This window comes from Anabaena sp. UHCC 0399 (assembly GCF_034931465.1).
Lineage (GTDB): Bacteria > Cyanobacteriota > Cyanobacteriia > Cyanobacteriales > Nostocaceae > Trichormus > Trichormus minutissimus.
The window spans coordinates 56,204-75,380 of record NZ_JAYGGZ010000009.1; the positions used below are offsets into that span (position 1 = coordinate 56,204).

Genomic DNA, 19,177 nt, shown 5'->3' on the forward strand with positions numbered 1-19,177 from the left:
TAGTGCGATATCTACTTGATTATTTAATTTTCAATACCAAATAATTATTTGTTATTAAATATTTTTTCTATCAACACTTTCTGATGCGATGCTAACTATGTATAAAAATCATATTTGATTAGGACTTATGCACAAACTACGGAATAACGTATCGCTAAAGCGAAAGCTCCGCTAACGCGTAGCGCATACCACAGAGACGCAGAGAACACAGAGAGATAAGGGTTTGAGAGAGTTTTTGCGTAAGTCCTGTTGATTTGTAAAATATATTTAATGGCGTGACAAGGCTAAAATGTCCCAAGAAATTTTAGGTTGGGAAGCTACTGTTGCCGATAGCTTTCCTGTATTGATAAGAGTGTCCTATGACACAAAAAAACAACACCCTGATACATTTTGGGTTACTCTAGGAGTGTGCTTGTGCCTCGGCATAAAAAGCTGCACCTCCGCAAAGCCTTAACCCAAGCTAAGTCTCACCCAACATTTTAGTCGTTTCAAGCCAGTAGGGTAGGCTTAAACCCAATTATGTCTCTTGAGTGATAACTGTTAAAATCCTGTTGACGAAGGAAAAGATTATTTTCTAGAATTGTCTGGGCTTTGCCTTCTGCGGTTTAAAAATACCTACATAGATAGATGTGGATTGAACGGATGAAAGTAATATGTATAAGGATGTCAAAATACATTAAAACACAAAACATCCCACAATAGATAGATGCGGTTACATAAATCTCAATGTTAGGAGTCAACCGCTTGCAACTACATGATACATATAATTCCATCATTGCCAAAGGTGCAAGTGCGATCGCTGTTGTAGTTGGTAGTTTAATACTTATTGTCTGGTACTTAAAACTTAAATTTCTTCAAGGTAATTTCTTAAGTATTACAGTTACAGTACAACCAAATACAGCATTATGCTTTGTCCTATCAGGCATTTCCCTGTGGCTGTTGGTAAGGAAAAGGAAACAGAAGCGTAGTTACTTATCTAGCATCTGTGCTATTGCCGTCGGTGTGATTGCATCTCTCACCCTGAGCAAATACTTATTAAGCTGGAATCTGGGAATAGATGATTTGTTACAAAAGATAACCCATTACCAGGGAGGTATGGGGTGGAATACAGCCCTAAATTTCATCTTACTAAGTATAGGCCAAAAGTTGTTGGTTCATCCGCGAAATAACCGCAGCTATTGGTATGCTCAAATATTCACTCTGATGGTAGCTGTAATTTCTCTACAGGTGGTGATAGGTTATGTATACAGAGTAAAATTTTTTTACAGCCCGACTCCCACTATCCCATGTATGGGATTTTATACTGCATTATTATTTATAGTCCTGTGTGTAGGGATTTTATGGGGACGAGCAGAACAGGGATTGATGAAAATAGTGATCAGCGATAGCTATGGTGGCTCAATTACACGACGTTTATTGGTAGCTGCGATCGCATTTCCTGTAATTCTGGGGTGGTTAATCGTCGAAGGACAAAGGGCAGGAAAATATGGGCCAGCCTTTGGTGTATCAGTATTTGCCGTTGTTTTAATTGTAATTTTTGCCGTTGTGATTTGGCAAAGTGCGGTAATTATTGAACTCCTCAGCCAACAACGCGATCGCGCCGAAAAAACCGTGAGAGTCTATGAAGAAAAACTGAGAAGTTTTGTAGATGCTAACCTCATCGGCATTATGTTTAGTGACGTTTATGGTGGTATCGAAAAAGCCAACAACGCCTTCCTCGAAATGATTGGTGCTTCCCAAGAGGATTTACTGGCAGGAAACTTGAGTTGGCGAGACATCACACCACCAGAGTATCGTCACTTAGATGAACAAGGCATCGCCGAAGCCAAAGCCAACCTTAAAGGTGCTTGTACACCCTACGAAAAAGAATACATTCATAAGGATGGTAGTCGCATTCCCGTGTTAGTAGGTTACGTACTGACAGGAGAAACCAAGGAAGAAGCAGTCGCCTTTATCTTCGACTTGAGAGAGAGCAAACAAGCAGAAGCCGAACAACAAAAATTAGTATCTCTGATCGAAAATAGTAATGAATTTATTGGTTTAGCCACCCTAGAAGGTGAGTCATTTTACCTCAACAATGCCGGTCAAAAATTAGTCGGGCTAAGGAGTTTAGAAGAAGTTAAGCACAAGGTAATATCAGATTATTTCATGCCTCAAGACCTAGCTTATTTTCGAGAACAAATTCTGCCGACAGTAATCAGCAAAGGTGATTGGCACGGCGAATTTAATTTTCGGCACTTTCAAACTGGGCAAGCTATCCCCGTCGATCATCATATTTTTACCATTACAGATCACAACACTGGACAACCCATTGCCATAGCTACAGTAACTCGCAACATCACCGAGCAGAAGCAATCACAAGAAAAAATCCTCCAACTCAACAAGGATTTACAGCGTCGCGTTACTGAGTTACAAACATTACTAGAAGTCATCCCGATTGGCATTGGCATAGCAGAAGATCCCCAATGTCAAAGTATCAAAGTTAACCCCGCCTTTGCTAAACAACTAGGAATACCGCCAGATGTTAATGCTTCTTTAACTGCTCCCATGGAAGAACAACCAACACAGTTTAAAGTCTACCGTGAAGGTAGAGAACTTTTACCGGAAGAACTGCCCATGCAATATGCTGCGGCTCATGGGGTAGAAGTTTTAGATTTTGAAGTTGATATAATTCATGACAATGGTAACATCGTCAACTTATTAGAGTATGTTGCCCCATTATTTGACGAAGAAGGTAACACCAGAGGGGCTATCGGCGCGTTTTTGGATATTACAGGACGCAAGCAAGCTGAAGAATTACTGAGAAATCAGCAACAGTGGTTGGAATATGTCTTAAACCTGATGCCTCGACCACTATTATTTATTCAGCCAGGAACAGCACGAGTAATATTTGCCAATCGCGCTGCTGACGAACTAGCTGGAGGTGAATTTCCCAAAGGTATACCTGCCGCAGACTATCACACAGCTTACTACTGCACAGATGCTGATGGGAATCAAATTCCCAACGAGCAAATGCCAGGGGTACGGGTTGCTCGTGGAGAACGGTTAGAGGGGTATGAACTAGATTGGCATACACCCAAAGGTATCCTATCTATAATGGTGTTTGCCGATACTCTACCAGCTATGCACGGCTATCCAGCTACTTGTATATTAGTATTTCAAGATGTTACTAAGCTCAAGCAAGCTGAAAAAGCCCTGTCACTCGGTTATAAAAGGCTGCAATTATTATTTAATACCGCTAATGAATTACTCTCTAGCCAAGAACCATTGGCATTAATTGATAGTTGCTTTCACAAACTGGCAGAACAAATAGGGCTGGATACTTACTTTAACTATTTAATCGAGGAAAATTCCCAGGGAATGCGTTTAGCTTCCTATAAAGGGATTTCCGAGGAACTAGCCCAAGAAATTAAGTATTTGTCCGTAGGGCAAGCAGTATGTGGTGTTGTTGCTCAACAATGCCAATCAATTTATGTCGAGAGTGTACAGGAATCAATTGACCCCAAAACAGAATTAGTGCGCTCCATTGGCATCACAGTCTATTATTGCTGCCCGTTAATTGCCCAGGGGAAACTTTTAGGGACTTTGAGTTTTGGTAGCCGCACTCGTAATGCTTTCACCGACAATCAAAAGGGCATGATGAAAGCAGTTTGTGATCAAATAGCGATCGCCATGGAACGCACCCAATTAATTACTTCTTTACAGCAGCAAACTGAACAGCTAACAGCCGCCAATCGCATGAAAGATGAGTTTTTGGCTATACTGTCCCATGAATTGCGATCGCCCCTCAATGCTATCCTCGGTTGGTCTCAGCTGCTGCGCACTCGCCAACTCAATGAAACTCAGACAGCTAAGGGTTTAGAAACCATCGAGCGCAACGCCAGAGCGCAAACCCAATTAATTGAAGACTTATTAGATATCTCGCGGATGATTCGTGGCAAGTTACGCCTCAATGTTTGTACTTGTAATTTGGTTTCTATCATCGAATCAGCTATTGAAAATATCAAAATAGCCGCTCAAGCCAAAGAAATTGACTTACAATTTTCCTTATTTCCCCAGTCCCCAGAAAACGCACAATTCCTGATTTCTGGTGATTCTGAGCGATTACAGCAGATTATCTGGAATTTGTTATCAAATGCCATCAAATTTACACCCACATCCGGCAAAGTAGAAATAAGGCTTTCAAAAGTTGAGAGTAGTGAACAAGAAACAAATCGCACTGTCCAAATCCAAGTAATAGATACAGGTATTGGGATTAACTCTAACTTCCTACCCTACGTATTTGATCGCTTTCGCCAAGCTGACAGTTCCAGTACCAGATCCCACGGCGGATTAGGATTAGGTTTAGCTATTGTTAGGCATTTAGTAGAGTTGCATGGTGGTACAGTCCACGTACACAGCCCTGGAGAAGGACAAGGAGCGACCTTTACAGTCAAGCTACCACTCCTAGCCGCGAATCAGGCAGATGTAATTGAACCAGTCACCCAATTAGCAACCAATGTTTCTCCATTGCCCATGTGTCCCTCACTGTCAGGTGTGCGTGTGCTATTAGTAGACGATGAAGCCGATTCTCGTGATTTTGCAACCACAGTCTTAGAAAAATGTCAAGCAGAAGTCCAAGCAGTTGATTCTGTACCAGCAGCATTAGAGATGATTAAGCAATGGCAACCAGATGTTTTAGTGAGTGATATCGGTATGCCTAATGAAGACGGATATGCCTTAATTCGTAAACTGCGATCGCTTCCTCCAGAACAAGGAGGCAAAATCCCCGCCGCCGCACTCACCGCCTACGCCAGAGCCGAAGATCGCACCCGCGCCATCCAAGAAGGGTATCAGCTACATTTACCCAAACCAATTGAGCCGATTGAGTTAGCCACGGTTGTCGCTAGCTTGATTGGCAGGAATAGATAAGGCAGGGAGCAGGGGGGGAATTTTTAACTATTGCGCCGTAAGTCCTTTGATTAATGACTATTTATTTTGAAGTCGGACTAAAGTTTCGTAAATCTCTTGTTTTAAGTTATTATTCTTGGGAATTTCCATTGTGATTCTATTGAACTTATCAATAGTCAGTCCATGATTTTCTACAATTTCCTGAGACTGTTTACAGTAGTTAACTGCAATCTCTCTAGCCCTATTAGGCAAATCATTCATACTATTAGGTTGATTACAAACTATTTTAGGAACATTTTCATTTCCGACTATTTTTTTAATTGCTCCAAAAGCCTGTTGACGTGCAGGCTCTATTGCTAATAAAGCTTGAGCATAGCTAGTAATTTCATTTTTATTAACAGAGAGATTTTGAGCATTAGCTTTTAAACTTAATGTACTCAAAACCAAAGTAGTTGCAGTTATCAGTCCAAACAAGAAGTTATGAGTTATCCTCTTGTGCATACTCGTTTGGAAAAACAAATTATTAATAGTCTTCATAGGATGTAACACAGAACCACGGCAAGGAGTATTTAAATGACTGTGAATTATTTTAGAAGTGATAAGTTCCAGAAAACTTTAATCACTCCTATAGCCATCCTATTTGATTTCTAAGAATTGTGAGACTTCAGAACCCCTCTAACTTTTGACGGTATCTGGAAAACCTCTCTCTAAATCTCTCTCCTGCGAGGTGAGAGACTTGGAAATCCTGGGTTGGAAGTTAGTTTTTCCGTGGACTTTTCCACATGACGTGAAAAGTCAGCAAAACCCCTGGGTTTTCTAAAAAACCGGATTTCTTAGCTCTTACGAATGATCTAGGATTGCTGTAGGATATTTATTGTTAGTTACGTCGGCATACTTGAGATATTTCTATGACTTTAGTTTGAAGAACAGATACATCTCCAGAGCCTTTTTTGAAAATAAACTCCAACTCTAGTAGTAGGGGTAAACAAGAAATTAGTTGTTGTAAAGAGAGAGATTGTACTTCTTGTTGTAAAAAGTAGATGCGCTTAGGATTGCCAACTTCAGCAGCTTGAGCGATCGCTTGGGGGTTGCGTTCTCCACTTTCCAGCATCAACTTCACCCATAACCAAGTACGAAATTGACCTACAAGGGTCGCAATGATCCGTAACTCTGGCTCGGCAGCATTGACGAGATCGGCTAAGACGGTTAAAGCTTTAACTGTGTCACCTGTTCTCATGGCTGCGGCTAGTTGCAGGCTATTTTGGGTAGTATTTCTGACTAAAAGCGTGACAGTATCTACATCTACAGGTTGATGGCTACCCTCAGCATAAAGGCGTAATTTCTCCATTTCATTGTAAAGGAGTCGCGTATCATTACCTACAGCCTCTGCTAACACTTCCGCAGATTTAGCAGTAAGTTTTACTCCCACAATTTGAGCCGCTTGGTTAACAGCTTGTATGAGTAACTCTGTCTTCCAAGGTGGAATCAGAGGAAACTCTCGAAACTCAGCAGCGTATTTTTTGATTAATTTCGTGGATTTGAGACGTTCGTCTGGTTTGTTACGGGTAGTGAGTAATAAATATGAATTGTCAGGAATTACTGGCAAAGTCCGCGTCAGTTCTGCCAAAAGATTCTCAGGACACTGTTGACAAACAGTAGTGTTCATCAGCCATACCAAACGCCCCCCAGCACCAAAAGGTGGAGTCATGACTTGATTTAACGCCGCAATCGCCGCATCACTTTGATCGGGGAGAAACCCAGTATAGTTAAAACTAGTCCAGAGAGGATCAAGAATGCGATCGCGTAATATCGTCACCGCCTTCTCTATCGCAAAATCATCCTCACCCCAGTAAAAGTAAATAGTCATCCTTGTCTCCCATGCCCTATGCCCTATGCCCTATGCCCACAGTTGTTTAATTTTGAATTTTGTAGTTTGCTTTGCTACGCAACTCTATCGCCCTTCCTTCTCTAAGAGAGGCTGCGCCAATGAAACACTGCGTGAACGCGTAGCCTATCCGGAGGAGTATTTTGAATTTTGAATTGATCCTATCCCCCTACTCTTTAATCTAAATTTTCCCTAAAATCAATCAAGTGAGAGCGCGAGGCAACGAAGATTGGACGACAACTACCAAACTTATCTAAATCGGGTGGCAAGAATGACGCTACCAGAAGCTTATAGATCCCAAGTGCAGCATATTCAGGAATCTTATAAATTTCAGCCATCTGGGGAATCTAGAGCCGCAGCACCTTTTCCTGGCTATACCTTAATTACCCCAACGGCGGACGAAGACTCAGACAATGCTGCTTTCTACGCCACATTACAAGCGTATCAACAGGAAGTTTTACAGTTACCGGGAAATCAAGATTTAATTGTCCCTCTGCCTCCTGGGAGTTTCCACTTAACCTTAGCAGATTTAATTTGGGACAGTGCTTATCATCATGCTTGTGAAAAAAATCCCGAATTTGACCAACAATTACACTCTTGTATCACAGAAACATTTCAGCAATATCAAGAATCTCTGACACAAGAGAGCCAGGCGATCGTCTGGCAAATGTTAGGACTGGTCATCATGCCTAGAGCTATAGGTGTGTGTCTAGTACCTAAAGATGAAAGTTGCTATGAACAGATTCTGAAATTCCGCCGCACAATTTATCAAAATCCCAAATTAATCGCTTTGGGAGTTGAGCAACATTATCACTTTACAGCCCATGTAACTTTAGGTTACTTCGGTGATATCCCACCAGATTTAGAGCGAATCAATCTTGCTAACTCACTTTCTGAATTAAATGAAAAATGGATGTTTAGTATGCCAGATATTTCCATCCATCGTGTCGAACTGCGGAAATTTGACGATATGACCCGTTACTATCGGGAATCAGACTGGCCTAGTTTAGAGTTTTAATTAGGGCATTGGGCATTGGGTATATAGGAGAATATTATCTTCTATATACCCAATGCCCCACCCTGCGGTTTTCGCGAAGCGGTACTGCTTCTTTCCTGTCACCTATCACCTGTCACCCCTACCCCCAATCCCGATTCTGATACCCCAAGTAAACAGCCTCTAAAAGAATATCTGAGTGAATGGTTGCTGGTAAATTTTCTATATGCAAAATATCTTGAACTTGTTGGGATAACTTCAGAGATAACGCACTTCTAGCCTTGGGTGACATAGCACTACGTCGCTGTAAATATTCCCGAATTACCGCAAAATCATCAGGTAATAATTTTGATAAATCAGTGATTTGAATTAAATCCTGATGTAACGATTTAGCTTGTTCAGAAATCATGATATTGGCTGATATAGTTGGTGTCCCAGCTTGAATCACAATTGTGCCGGCAGCTAAATCACCAAGACGCTTTTCTCGGCGACTAAACATAATGAGAAAAGCTCCTATAAATAGAAACTCATCAAATGGTCGCAGGAGAGCGCGTAAGGTTGCTTGCTGCATCCCAATTGGTCTACCATCATCTCGAACTACACGAATTTCTGCGGCTTTTTTACCAGGAGTTTGACCATGCCATAAAGTTTCAAAAAATACAAAATAACCTGCGTAAATGGCAAAGCTGACGATGAATGTAATGGCTACCCACCATAAACTAAATGTAGAACCAAAAACTTGTTGCCAAACATCTGATAATTGACCAGCAATAATAGCCCAGACAATTAAGAAAGCGGTCAAAATGGTAGCTAATACCAAATAGTCAATTAGCAACGCCCAAGCACGATTACCGATACCTGCGAGGGTGAATTCTAACTCGACACTTTCTGGTGTGCGGTATTTAACACGGTTAAACAGGTGCATAATCTCAATTCATGCTGGCGGTTAAATTTCGCGATCGCGTAGTTTTAAGCCTAACCCTTCCCGGCGACTCCGCAGGTCGTAGTAAATGACGGCTTTAATACTTTGGTAAAATGGGACTACTAAAGCACCGCTACCAAAACTGATAACTAAGACAAGCAAGATGTAAAGCAGAATATATACACTAGCTCCCTCTAGTAAATAGGGCAAGAAAACAAATTGCAGAACTCTGGTAAGAATCTGCACCACAATTTGAATTGGGATAGTAATTAAAAAGCCTACAAAGGAAATCAACAGTATTCGCCAGACATAACCTTGAGTTATTTCCCAACTGCGGCTAATCGCTGACGCACCATCAATATTATCTTCAACCGCTAAGGGCAAATCTACTAAATAAAATCTTGTCAGCAGCCACAACACTGCTAGAAGTGACACAATCCCAATAACAAAGGCAATTAGACCCAACAACACCAAAGTAGCAGGATTTTGCGCCTGACCTCCTTGCCCAATTAGTGCTGCCGATAACACCGTTAATATACTAAATATAATTAACATCCCTATGCCAATTCCTATACCGACAAGAAACAGCAACAGCATCGCCAGCAAAAACTGCCATAACCGGGAATTAACAAAACGTTTACCAGATGAGACACTTTCAGGCTGATTGACTAGTTCACCAAAAGCCAAACGGGAAATTAGCGATGTCAGGGCATAAAATTTAGCCCACCCATATACAGGAAGTAGCACCCATAGGTAAGCTTGGAGAGCCAGTAAAAAATAGTCCCGGAAATGAGAGCGATATAATCTCATTCCAGCACTCACCACATTACCCACAGTCAGTGGTTGCATGGGACTAGGAGAACCAATATTTCCTGTCATAAGGTTGAGCTTTCCTTGAAATTACGGGTATGAATTTGAAGCTATCTTAAGGTACGTTAAAAGCTAATATGCCCAAAATTTATGAATATTCAACGTTGGATTGCACGGCGAGAACCAAATTGGCAGCGTTTGGATGCTTTATTGAGACAGTTAGAACACAAAGGGTTAAAGTCTCTCAAAGCGGCGGAGATTAGAGAAGTAGCGAGTTTATACCGTTCCGTGGCAGCTGATTTAGCACGCGCTCGCACTCAACAGGTGGGCAATATTTTGATCCATAATTTACAATCCTTGACCACCCGCGCCTACACACAGATTTACCAAGGTTCTCGTCGGCAGGAATGGCAAGCCGTATGGGACTTTTATCTTTGGGGGTTTCCTGCCGTCATTCAAAAAACATTTCCCTATATCATCACGGCGACAGCTTTGTTTTTTGCGGGGTTATTGGTGGGTTGGTGGTATGCGTGGCAAGACCCAACCTTTATGTCGTTAATCGTGCCAGAAAGCTTAATTTCGCAAGTCCGAGATAAAGGTGAGTTGTGGATGGGGTCAATTGTGGGTATTGAACCTTTAGCATCGAGCGGCATCATGATTAACAATATCAAGGTGTCCTTTGGTGCTGTGGCTGGGGGAATGACAGCCGGAGCTTTCACGACCTATATCATGGTATTTAATGGGTTATTAATTGGTGCGATCGCAACTTTGGTTGGTCAAAATAACTTGGCTTATCCTTTTTGGGCTTTTGTCTTTCCCCACGGTGCGTTAGAGTTACCCGCTATCTTTTTTGCTGGTGGGGCTGGTTTGTTATTAGCAAAAGCGATTCTGTTCCCTGGTAAATATCGCCGAGGAGATGCCTTGAAATTTTATGGTTCGCAAGCAGTACAGTTAGTATTTGGCATTGTACCAATGTTAGTAATCGCCGGAATTATTGAGGGTTTTATCTCTCCTAATCCTATAATTCCAGACTCATTAAAGTATCTATTTGGTTTAGGATTATTCATAATTTTAGTCATATACTGCAACCGCAAACATACATCAGTCACTAGATAGATTTTCACTTTTGAATTTTGATTTTTTTTCTGTACGGTTATTGCGATCGCCACTGTTCATTAAACCGAACCTACAGCTATTTGGCAGTGATCTAGTGTGTTAGTGAGGAAGCTTAAGATAAAGCTTTTGGAAATTAAAGATTGAACTAAAAATATATTGCTGTACTTTCAGCTATAAAGCTTTAAATTAGGCTGCCTTCATCTAAATAGTACATTTTTAGAGGTGATATTATGGCACTTGTTCGTTGGGAACCTTTCCGGGATATCGAACGCCTAGAACCATTCCGAGAAATTGATACTTTGCAACGGCAAATGAATCGCCTGATTGAAAGGTTAATGCCTACCGATGGCGGCGAAAGAATGGGATTTACATTCATGCCTGCTGCTGAACTTGAAGAAACAGACGATGCAATCCATCTCAAATTAGAAGTACCTGGTCTAGAATCCAAAGATATTAATGTAGAAGCCACACCCGACTCAATTTTGATTAGCGGTGAACGCAAATCTGAAACCAAAACTGAAGAAGGTGGTATGACTCGTTCTGAATTTCGGTACGGTAGATTTCAAAGAGAAATACCGCTACCTTGTCAAGTTCAGAACGACAAAGTACAAGCTGAATACAAAAACGGCATTCTCCGCCTAAACCTGCCAAAAGCAGAATCCGAAAGACAAAAAGTTGTGAAAGTTAATCTCGGATAATTTGAGGTACTAGGTGTAGGTTGGGAAGCCACCGCCTTGGACGGGTTTCCCGGCTTGGGGCGAGTGGCGTTTGACGCAAGGAAACCCAACACCAATATCTATATTGGGTTTTCGAGATCAATGTTGGGTTGCGCTGCGCTTAACCTAACCTACGTCTATTGCACTATTTTAAGCTTGACTACACCCCTAAAGAGAGGTAATTCTTATGGCAAAAGTAGTTGGTATTGATTTAGGGACGACAAACTCTTGCGTTGCTGTTATGGAAGGGGGACAACCAGCCGTCATTGCCAATGCAGAGGGACAACGAATTACTCCCTCTGTTGTTGCATATACCAAAACTGGTGAACGCTTGGTGGGTCAAATTGCCCGACGGCAAGCTGTGATGAACCCAGAAAACACCTTTTATTCTGTCAAACGCTTCATTGGGCGTAAATTTGATGAAGTTACCCATGAAGCCACAGAAGTTTCTTATCGAATCATGCGCGACAGTCAAGAGAATGTCAAATTAGACTGTCCCGCCGTAGGTAAACAATTTGCCCCTGAAGAAATTTCTGCCCAAGTTTTGCGGAAACTGGTAGATGATGCCAGCAAATATCTAGGAGAAAAAGTCACCCAAGCCGTAATTACAGTCCCAGCTTATTTCAATGATTCCCAACGCCAGGCTACCAAAGATGCCGGGAAAATAGCTGGTATAGAAGTTCTCCGCATTATTAACGAACCAACAGCCGCCGCCCTCGCCTATGGTTTGGATAAGAAGGAAAATGAAACTATCTTAGTATTTGACTTGGGTGGTGGAACTTTTGATGTTTCGATTTTGGAAGTAGGCGATGGCGTGTTTGAAGTTAAATCTACCAGTGGCGACACCCATTTAGGTGGTGACGACTTCGATAAAAAGATTGTCGATTGGCTAGCTAATGAATTTCGGGGTAATGAAGGTGTAGATTTGCGTAAAGACAAGCAAGCACTGCAAAGATTAACAGAAGCAGCCGAAAAGGCCAAAATTGAACTTTCTAGTGCCACTCAAACCAATATTAATCTCCCCTTTATCACCGCTACCCAATCAGGGCCGAAACACCTAGACATGACCCTGACACGGGCTAAATTTGAGGAGATGTGTGCAGATTTGTTTGACCGTTGCCGCAAACCAGTACAACAAGCGTTGCAAGATGCTAGACTCTCCAATGCCCAACTTGATGAAATTGTACTAGTTGGTGGTTCGACTCGGATTCCTGCGGTGCAAGCATTAGTCCGTCAGATAACGGGGAAAGATCCATGTCAAGGAGTTAACCCGGATGAAGTTGTAGCAGTTGGTGCAGCTATTCAAGCGGGTGTGTTATCAGGTGAAGTCAAAGATATCTTACTGTTGGATGTAACACCTTTGTCCTTGGGTGTAGAAACTCTGGGCGGCGTGATGACTAAGATTATTGAACGTAACACCACCATCCCGGTGAAAAAATCAGAAGTCTTTTCTACCGCCGTTGATGGGCAAACAAATGTAGAAATTCATGTTCTCCAAGGTGAACGTGAATTAGCTCAAAATAACAAAAGTTTGGGTAATTTCCGTTTAGATGGCATTCCCCCAGCACCTAGAGGTGTCCCACAAGTTGAAGTAACTTTTGATATTGATGCCAATGGGATTCTCTCAGTGACAGCGAAAGACCGAGCAACTAACAAACAGCAGTCAATTTCGATCACAGGTGCTTCAACCTTAGATAAACGGGATGTGGAACAAATGGTGCGGGATGCAGAAGCTCACGCTGCTGAAGACCACAAACGCCGCGAACAAATAGACACCAAGAACTTAGCCGACTCTTTAGTCTATCAAGCGGAAAAACAACTGCGAGATTTGGGTGATAAAGTTAGTGCCAGCGACAAGAGTCGAGTTGAAGGGCTAGTAAATGATTTACGAGAGGCGATTAACCAAGATAATTTTGATCGAATTAAATCTCTGACTAACGAGTTGCAACAAGCCCTCATGCAAGTTGGTAGTGCTGTTTACGCCCAAGCCACAGGAACAACTTCGGGAGGTACACAGGGTGAACAAAGAGGTGACGGTGAAGATGTGATTGATGCTGACTTTGTAGAAAGTAAATAGTCGCAGGTAAGTTTTGTTAATGAGATAGTTGAGGCACAAGCAATCATCGTTTGTGCCTTTTCAAGATTAATTTGATATTTAAAGCAGATTACTATATAGAGTTTTTATACACCCATATTCCCCAACTCTTTTCACTAAAGAATCTGACTCTTAGAATAGAAAGGTAATTTTTGATTACATCCTACTGTAGGCATAAAACTTGATAATGAAAAGTACAATTTGGACACTACAGTTAGTTTGTTATAAATCTTTGTAAAGAAAGTGTTCAAATCAATGGTATGTAAATTTTTCGTGTTTAATAAGCCAAAAATAGGGCAGTAAATAGTACCTAGATGTTGATAATGAACTATATGCTAATAAGACAACCAATAGATTTCTCCTGGTTTCTACTATGCCAACTTTGCATCTAGTGTTTTACACAAAATTGCTGATTTGAATCAAGCAGATAACTAAACACACACGGATCTCAGTTTGTTTGCTTGAATAGCTATATTGATAGAATTGCAATTCCACTTTTTTGATTATGACCAGTAAGCTAATTAATGTTAGGGAATATACTGTCAAAGCTCATCAAAGGCTGATTCACACGCGCGTTTTTAATTTTGTCTGTAAAGAGTGTAACGAAGCTACAAACCGCGAGACTTTTGGCCCCCGTCCTTTATATTGTGAGAGATGTCGCCCGCCACAAGCACCGAAAAAATCTCAGCAGCCATCTCACAAGGCTAAACCTCGACCAATGTCTTATAAAAGTGATACCGATTTGGGTTGACGTGAAACTACATGATGAATACTCAATTGCATTTAGAACCCCCTCCTCAAGACTTCCTCTCTCCGTTGTTGGAACTACGAGACTACTATGCTCACCTTGTAGAAGAGTACGAAACTTTGTATACACAGGCGCGATCGCAACTTGACCATGTACAGGCTTTGTTATCTACTTGGTCTGCGGACAAAGATACAAACGGCCAAGTTGCAACTCTAGAAGCTGTTCAAGAAGTATCTACCCATCCCCAGGATGAGTCTTTGTTATCTTTGTCTGATAGTGTTTCCCCTACTGCTATTAAATTGGTAGAGTCTAGCCAAGCTGACATCAAAAGTTCAGATCGTTTAGAACTCAAGGATGATACTACTAAGGTTGCAGAGCATAATGAGCCTCCAGCTACAAAGATATCAGCAGAAAGCATTAAGGGAATTGATTTCCCCATGCTACCTGAGTATCAATCTATGAGTCGGATGGAAGCTATTTCCAAGCTATTGCAAGAACATCTTGGTGCTGTCTGTCATATAGATTTTGTGGTGCGATCGCTCTATGGTGAGTTAGATCCACACATTTTTAAGGTAGTTAAAGGTCGAGTCCAATCTTCTCTTACCCAAGGTAGAGAACGACAGGCCTGGTTTGGTATACCTGACGAACCTGGTTGTTACACCCTAGACTTAAGTTTGGTAACTTCAAATCGCACTAATACTTACTCTCGCAATGGTAAAAGTAGGAAGAAGCCAGCTTTAGTTGTACCGAAGACTAAAATTGTTCCTATGTTGAAAGCCTATGAAGGTCAATTTTTAATTGATGCACTTACCTCTTTCTTTCGACACAATCCAGGGAAAGTTTTTAGTGTGGCGGAAGTGATCACAGGACTTTATGGAGACATCGATGCTGATGATCACAGAGAAGTTAAAAGCAAGGTATTAAATGAATTATCTCGCGGTTATCGCATAGGAAGATTCGACAGAATACCTAAAAAAGTTGGCTTTTATACTTTGGATTTGGAGTTAGCCGCCAGTTCGGGGTGAGGGAATTGGGGATTAACGCCCGTAGAGATGTTGCATTGCAATGTCTCTACCCCCCCATAACATTAAGCGTATTACTTTGTCCCCTGTCCCCTGTCCCCTGTCCCCTGTCACCTACTCTTCCCACCCTAAAGTCCGTTTAACGGCTTTTTGCCAAGTGGCGAAGTTGGCTGTGGCGTGATGTCTTCCTTCCCCTGGCTCAAATATGCGGTCAATTTCTCGTTGCTTTACCAATTCTGCATAACTATCCCAAAATCCTACAGCTAAACCGGCGGCAAAGGCTGCACCAAGGACTGTGGTATCGCGCATGGTGGGGCGTTCTACAGGAATCCCCAACACATCCGCTTGGAATTGCATCAGAAAATTATTCTCGCAAGCACCGCCATCCACAATTAAACGCTGCATGGGATGACTACTAGAGGCGTTGATTGCTTGTACTACTTCTAGCACTTGATACGCGATCGCCTCCAACACAGCCCGGACTAAATGCTGGGGTTGGACGCTGGCGGTAATGCCAAAAAATGCCCCTCTGGCGGTCATATCCCAGTAGGGTGCGCCTAATCCACTAAAAGCTGGGACAAAATAAACTCCACCGTTATCTGATACTTGTTGCGCCATCGCCTCAGTGTCCGCCGCAGTTTTGATTAATTTGATGCCATCGCGCAACCATTGGATACAAGCCCCAGTAGTAAACATACTGCCTTCCAGGGCATAGCCTATATTTAAGTTATGGCTGGGATTTACTTGTGTCCATGCCACTGTAGAAATCAGTTGATTTGAAGAGCGCACAATCTCATCACCAGTGTGAGCTACTAAAAAACTACCAGTACCATAAGTACACTTCATCAAGCCGGGGCGATCGCAGCCATGACCAAATAAAGCTGCTTGTTGATCACCTAAAATAGCAGTGATGGGAATAGCTGCACCGATTAATTCAGCATCAGTCACACCAAATTCCCCTAAACTCGGTTGAATTTTCGGCAATATATGCGCTGGAATCTGGAGAATATCTATTAATGTCTCATCCCACTCGCAGGTTTTGAGATTCATCAACATTGTCCGGCTAGCGTTGCTGTGGTCAGTGGCGTGGACTTTTCCACCTGTAAGATTCCATAGCACCCAACTATCAATAGTACCTGCGAGGACATTATGCAAGTCAATGCCTGTAAGATTATCTAACAGCCATCTAAGTTTAGTAGCCGAGAAATAAGCATCCACTACTAAACCAGTGCGATCGTATATTTCCTGAGCATAACCTTGCTCTTGTAATTGGTTACACAGAGAAGCAGTGCGGCGGTCTTGCCAAACAATGGCTTTATGGAGTGGTTTACCTGTCGTTTTATCCCAGAGTAAGCAGGTTTCTCGTTGTACAGTCAGACCAATAGCTGCAATTGCCGATGGTGTAATTTGAGACTGAGACATTGCAGTTTTCATCACCCAGCAAGTGTCCCGCCAAATTTCTTCAGCGTCATGTTCCAACCATCCCGGCTGGGGATAATATTGTGTCAGTTCCTTATATGCCTGTCCCACAATTTTACCGTCAGCGTTAAAAATAAAAGCGCGGTTTCCTGTCGTACCCAAATCCAACGCTAAAATATAGCCGGATGATGATGTGCTGCCCAATGTCTGCATAGCCCCAATTATATAATTCTGACTTTTCACCCCTCGGTGTAAAAAAAAGGTGGACAAAATGCCCACCCCCCAAGCTAAGAGAATATTCCGTTGCTATTAACCCAACAATTTTTTAGCTGTAGTTAACACATTATCAACGCTAAAACCAAATTTCTCTAAACAAATGCCGCCAGGAGCAGAAGCACCAAAGCGATCAATTGTCACAGTATCACCTTCACTACCAATATATTTGTGCCAACCGAAGCTACTAGCAGCTTCTACAGCCAAACGCTTAGTGACAGCTTTAGGTAGAACAGATTCTTTGTAAGCTGCATCTTGTGCTTCAAATAAATCCCAAGCACTCAAGGAGACTACACGGACTTTCTTACCTTCGGCTGCAAGTTTCTCAGCTGCGGTGACACAGAGGTTCAACTCTGAACCAGTACCCATGAGGATGATATCGGGTGTACCATCGCACTCTACTACTACATATCCACCCTTAGCTACACCTTCAATTGATGTACCGGCTAAGTTGGGGACATTTTGACGGCTAAATGCCAACAAAGTAGGAGCGTTATTCTTCGCTCTTTCAATTGCGACTTTGTAAGCACCAGAGGTTTCGTTACCGTCGGCGGGGCGAATCACTGTCAGGTTAGGAATCGCGCGTAAAGAAGCCAAGGTTTCGATAGGTTGGTGGGTGGGGCCGTCTTCACCTTGTCCGATGGAGTCGTGAGTCATCACCCAAATCGAGCCGGCTAGAGAGAGTGCAGATAAGCGGATAGCAGCCCGCATATAATCGGTGAAGATGAGGAAGGTCGCACCGTAGGGAATTAAGCCTGAACTGTGCAACGCCATCCCATTACAGATTGCGCCCATACCATGTTCCCGCACACCAAAGTGAATGTTGGGGTTTTGGTATTGTCCTTTTTGGAAATCGCCCTTACCTTTGATTTCGGTCAGGTTGGAGTGGGTTAAGTCAGCTGAACCACCAATGAGTTCAGGTAAAACCGCCGCCAACTTATTGAGACAGGTTTCTGAGTGCTTCCGGGTAGGTAATCCTTTGTCTTCGGGGGTGTAGGTAGGTAGTACCTTATCCCAACCGTCAGCTAGTTTACCGCTTAGATAACGCTCAAATTCAGCCGCTTCTTGGGGATACTTCGCTTTGTAATCAGCAAAAGTCTTGTTCCATTCAGATTCGTAGCCTGCACCGCGTTCTACGGCTTTGCGGGTATGGTTGAGGACATCTTGAGGAATGACAAATGGTTCATGTTCCCAACCCAAATTTTTACGGGTTAATGCTACTTCGTCTCCACCCAAAGCTGCACCGTGAATACCAGCCGTATTAGATTTATTGGGAGAACCGTAACCGATAGTAGTTGTCACCTTAATCATGGTGGGTTTATCGGTGACAGCTTTTGCTTCTTCAATAGCTTTGTGAATTGCGTCTAAATCGGTGTTACCATTTTCAACGTGCAGGACGTGCCAGCCGTAAGCTTCAAACCGCTTAGAAACATCTTCAGTAAAGGCAACATCTGTAGAACCATCAATAGAGATGTGGTTATCGTCGTACAGAGCGATGAGTTTACCTAAACCCAAGTGTCCAGCGAAGGAAGCAGCTTCACCAGAAATGCCTTCCATGTTGCAACCGTCACCTAGAATTACATAGGTGTAATGGTCAACAATTTTAGCATCAGGTTTGTTGAATTTAGCTGCGAGGTGAGCTTCTGCGATCGCTAAACCCACACCATTGGCAATACCTTGACCTAGGGGGCCAGTGGTGACTTCTACGCCTGCGGTCATGAAGTTTTCAGGGTGTCCGGGGGTTTTAGATTCCCACTGCCGGAATTGCTTGATATCTTCAATGCTGACGCTGTCGTAGCCTGTCAGATAGAGCAGGGCATACTGCAACATCGAACCGTGACCAGCAGACAGAACAAAGCGATCGCGGTTAAACCACTTGGGGTTTTTGGGGTTAAACCGCATAAAGCGATCCCAGAGTACGAAAGCCATCGGAGCTGCGCCCATCGGCAGTCCTGGGTGTCCTGATTTTGCCTTTTCTATAGCATCAACAGCCAAGAAACGGATCGAATTAATACAAAGTTCTTCGAGGGATTGGGTTGCAACAGCCATAATCTATTATTTTTAACGACGGGTTAGTACTCTTGGAGCTACTCTTAACGGGGTGGTTTTTAACAGTTATCAGTGATCAATGATCAGTTATCAGCAGTAAATTTTATGTTGATAACTGTTGACTGTTAACTGTTAACTGATGGAAGTTCCCCTACAGTATCATCATCCCATTCCCAATTGTGCATGGACAAGCGGGGTATCCTGAGTTTCTGGTAATTAATCAAGCCAAAAACCAGGT

Annotated in this window: 13 protein-coding genes; 7 read left to right on the forward strand and 6 right to left on the reverse strand. The window is 42.5% G+C overall.

Translation table 11 applies throughout. From position 1 onward, the window contains the following. Positions 1–726: 726 nt before the first annotated feature. On the forward strand, positions 727–4,911 hold the full coding sequence (locus VB693_RS07095) for an ATP-binding protein (RefSeq protein WP_323265645.1): 4,185 nt from the start codon (positions 727–729) through the stop codon (positions 4,909–4,911). A 57-nt stretch (positions 4,912–4,968) separates the two neighbouring features. On the opposite strand, the gene VB693_RS07100 is transcribed toward VB693_RS07095, so the two are convergent. Together VB693_RS07100 and holA are read right to left on the reverse strand one after the other, a co-directional pair. Next, the gene (locus VB693_RS07100) at positions 4,969–5,427 is read right to left on the reverse strand and encodes a DUF4168 domain-containing protein (protein ID WP_323265646.1); all 459 of its coding nucleotides are present in this window, start codon (positions 5,425–5,427) and stop codon (positions 4,969–4,971) included. Between the two features lie 340 nt (positions 5,428–5,767). Next, entirely contained in the window at positions 5,768–6,757 is a 990-nt protein-coding gene (gene holA, locus VB693_RS07105) for a DNA polymerase III subunit delta (protein ID WP_323265647.1), read from the reverse strand. A 247-nt stretch (positions 6,758–7,004) separates the two neighbouring features. On the opposite strand from holA, the gene VB693_RS07110 reads away from it, so the two are divergent. Then, entirely contained in the window at positions 7,005–7,793 is a 789-nt protein-coding gene (locus VB693_RS07110) for a DUF1868 domain-containing protein (RefSeq protein ID WP_242039410.1), read from the forward strand. A gap of 118 nt (positions 7,794–7,911) precedes the next feature. Here the strand turns inward: VB693_RS07110 and VB693_RS07115 are convergent, their stop codons facing one another. After that, the gene (locus VB693_RS07115) at positions 7,912–8,694 is read right to left on the reverse strand and encodes an RDD family protein (protein ID WP_323265648.1); all 783 of its coding nucleotides are present in this window, start codon (positions 8,692–8,694) and stop codon (positions 7,912–7,914) included. A 21-nt stretch (positions 8,695–8,715) separates the two neighbouring features. Then, the gene (locus VB693_RS07120) at positions 8,716–9,570 is read right to left on the reverse strand and encodes a DUF975 domain-containing protein (protein WP_323265649.1); all 855 of its coding nucleotides are present in this window, start codon (positions 9,568–9,570) and stop codon (positions 8,716–8,718) included. A gap of 81 nt (positions 9,571–9,651) precedes the next feature. Here VB693_RS07120 and VB693_RS07125 point away from each other — a divergent pair, with 81 nt between their 5' ends. From VB693_RS07125 to VB693_RS07145, 5 genes are all read left to right on the forward strand, one after another. Continuing rightward, entirely contained in the window at positions 9,652–10,617 is a 966-nt protein-coding gene (locus VB693_RS07125; protein ID WP_323265650.1) for a stage II sporulation protein M, read from the forward strand. 230 nt (positions 10,618–10,847) lie between these two features. Beyond that, on the forward strand, positions 10,848–11,315 hold the full coding sequence (locus VB693_RS07130; RefSeq protein WP_190705599.1) for an Hsp20/alpha crystallin family protein: 468 nt from the start codon (positions 10,848–10,850) through the stop codon (positions 11,313–11,315). Between the two features lie 205 nt (positions 11,316–11,520). Next, entirely contained in the window at positions 11,521–13,410 is a 1,890-nt protein-coding gene (gene dnaK / locus VB693_RS07135; protein ID WP_323265651.1) for a molecular chaperone DnaK, read from the forward strand. Positions 13,411–13,933: 523 nt separating this feature from the next. Continuing rightward, a complete protein-coding gene (locus tag VB693_RS07140; protein WP_323265652.1) occupies positions 13,934–14,179 on the forward strand; it encodes a hypothetical protein in 246 nt (81 codons plus the stop codon). Between the two features lie 11 nt (positions 14,180–14,190). Continuing rightward, on the forward strand, positions 14,191–15,201 hold the full coding sequence (locus VB693_RS07145) for a hypothetical protein (RefSeq protein ID WP_190705608.1): 1,011 nt from the start codon (positions 14,191–14,193) through the stop codon (positions 15,199–15,201). Positions 15,202–15,312: 111 nt separating this feature from the next. Here VB693_RS07145 and glpK read toward each other — a convergent pair whose 3' ends face one another. Together glpK and tkt are read right to left on the reverse strand one after the other, a co-directional pair. Continuing rightward, positions 15,313–16,830, reverse strand: a complete 1,518-nt coding sequence (glpK, locus tag VB693_RS07150; protein ID WP_323265709.1) for a glycerol kinase GlpK — start codon at positions 16,828–16,830, stop codon at positions 15,313–15,315. Between the two features lie 96 nt (positions 16,831–16,926). Next, a complete protein-coding gene (tkt, locus tag VB693_RS07155) occupies positions 16,927–18,939 on the reverse strand; it encodes a transketolase (protein WP_323265653.1) in 2,013 nt (670 codons plus the stop codon). Positions 18,940–19,177 lie beyond the last annotated feature (238 nt).

Coding starts and splice junctions, on each gene's coding strand:
- VB693_RS07115 (WP_323265648.1), bottom strand. CDS start 8,694: ATGCACCTGTTTAACCGTGTTAAATACCGCACACCAGAAAGTGTCGAG.
- holA (WP_323265647.1), bottom strand. CDS start 6,757: ATGACTATTTACTTTTACTGGGGTGAGGATGATTTTGCGATAGAGAAG.
- glpK (WP_323265709.1), bottom strand. CDS start 16,830: ATGCAGACATTGGGCAGCACATCATCATCCGGCTATATTTTAGCGTTG.
- VB693_RS07140 (WP_323265652.1), top strand. CDS start 13,934: ATGACCAGTAAGCTAATTAATGTTAGGGAATATACTGTCAAAGCTCAT.
- VB693_RS07100 (WP_323265646.1), bottom strand. CDS start 5,427: ATGAAGACTATTAATAATTTGTTTTTCCAAACGAGTATGCACAAGAGG.
- dnaK (WP_323265651.1), top strand. CDS start 11,521: ATGGCAAAAGTAGTTGGTATTGATTTAGGGACGACAAACTCTTGCGTT.
- VB693_RS07095 (WP_323265645.1), top strand. CDS start 727: ATGTTAGGAGTCAACCGCTTGCAACTACATGATACATATAATTCCATC.
- tkt (WP_323265653.1), bottom strand. CDS start 18,939: ATGGCTGTTGCAACCCAATCCCTCGAAGAACTTTGTATTAATTCGATC.
- VB693_RS07120 (WP_323265649.1), bottom strand. CDS start 9,570: ATGACAGGAAATATTGGTTCTCCTAGTCCCATGCAACCACTGACTGTG.
- VB693_RS07125 (WP_323265650.1), top strand. CDS start 9,652: ATGAATATTCAACGTTGGATTGCACGGCGAGAACCAAATTGGCAGCGT.
- VB693_RS07130 (WP_190705599.1), top strand. CDS start 10,848: ATGGCACTTGTTCGTTGGGAACCTTTCCGGGATATCGAACGCCTAGAA.
- VB693_RS07145 (WP_190705608.1), top strand. CDS start 14,191: ATGATGAATACTCAATTGCATTTAGAACCCCCTCCTCAAGACTTCCTC.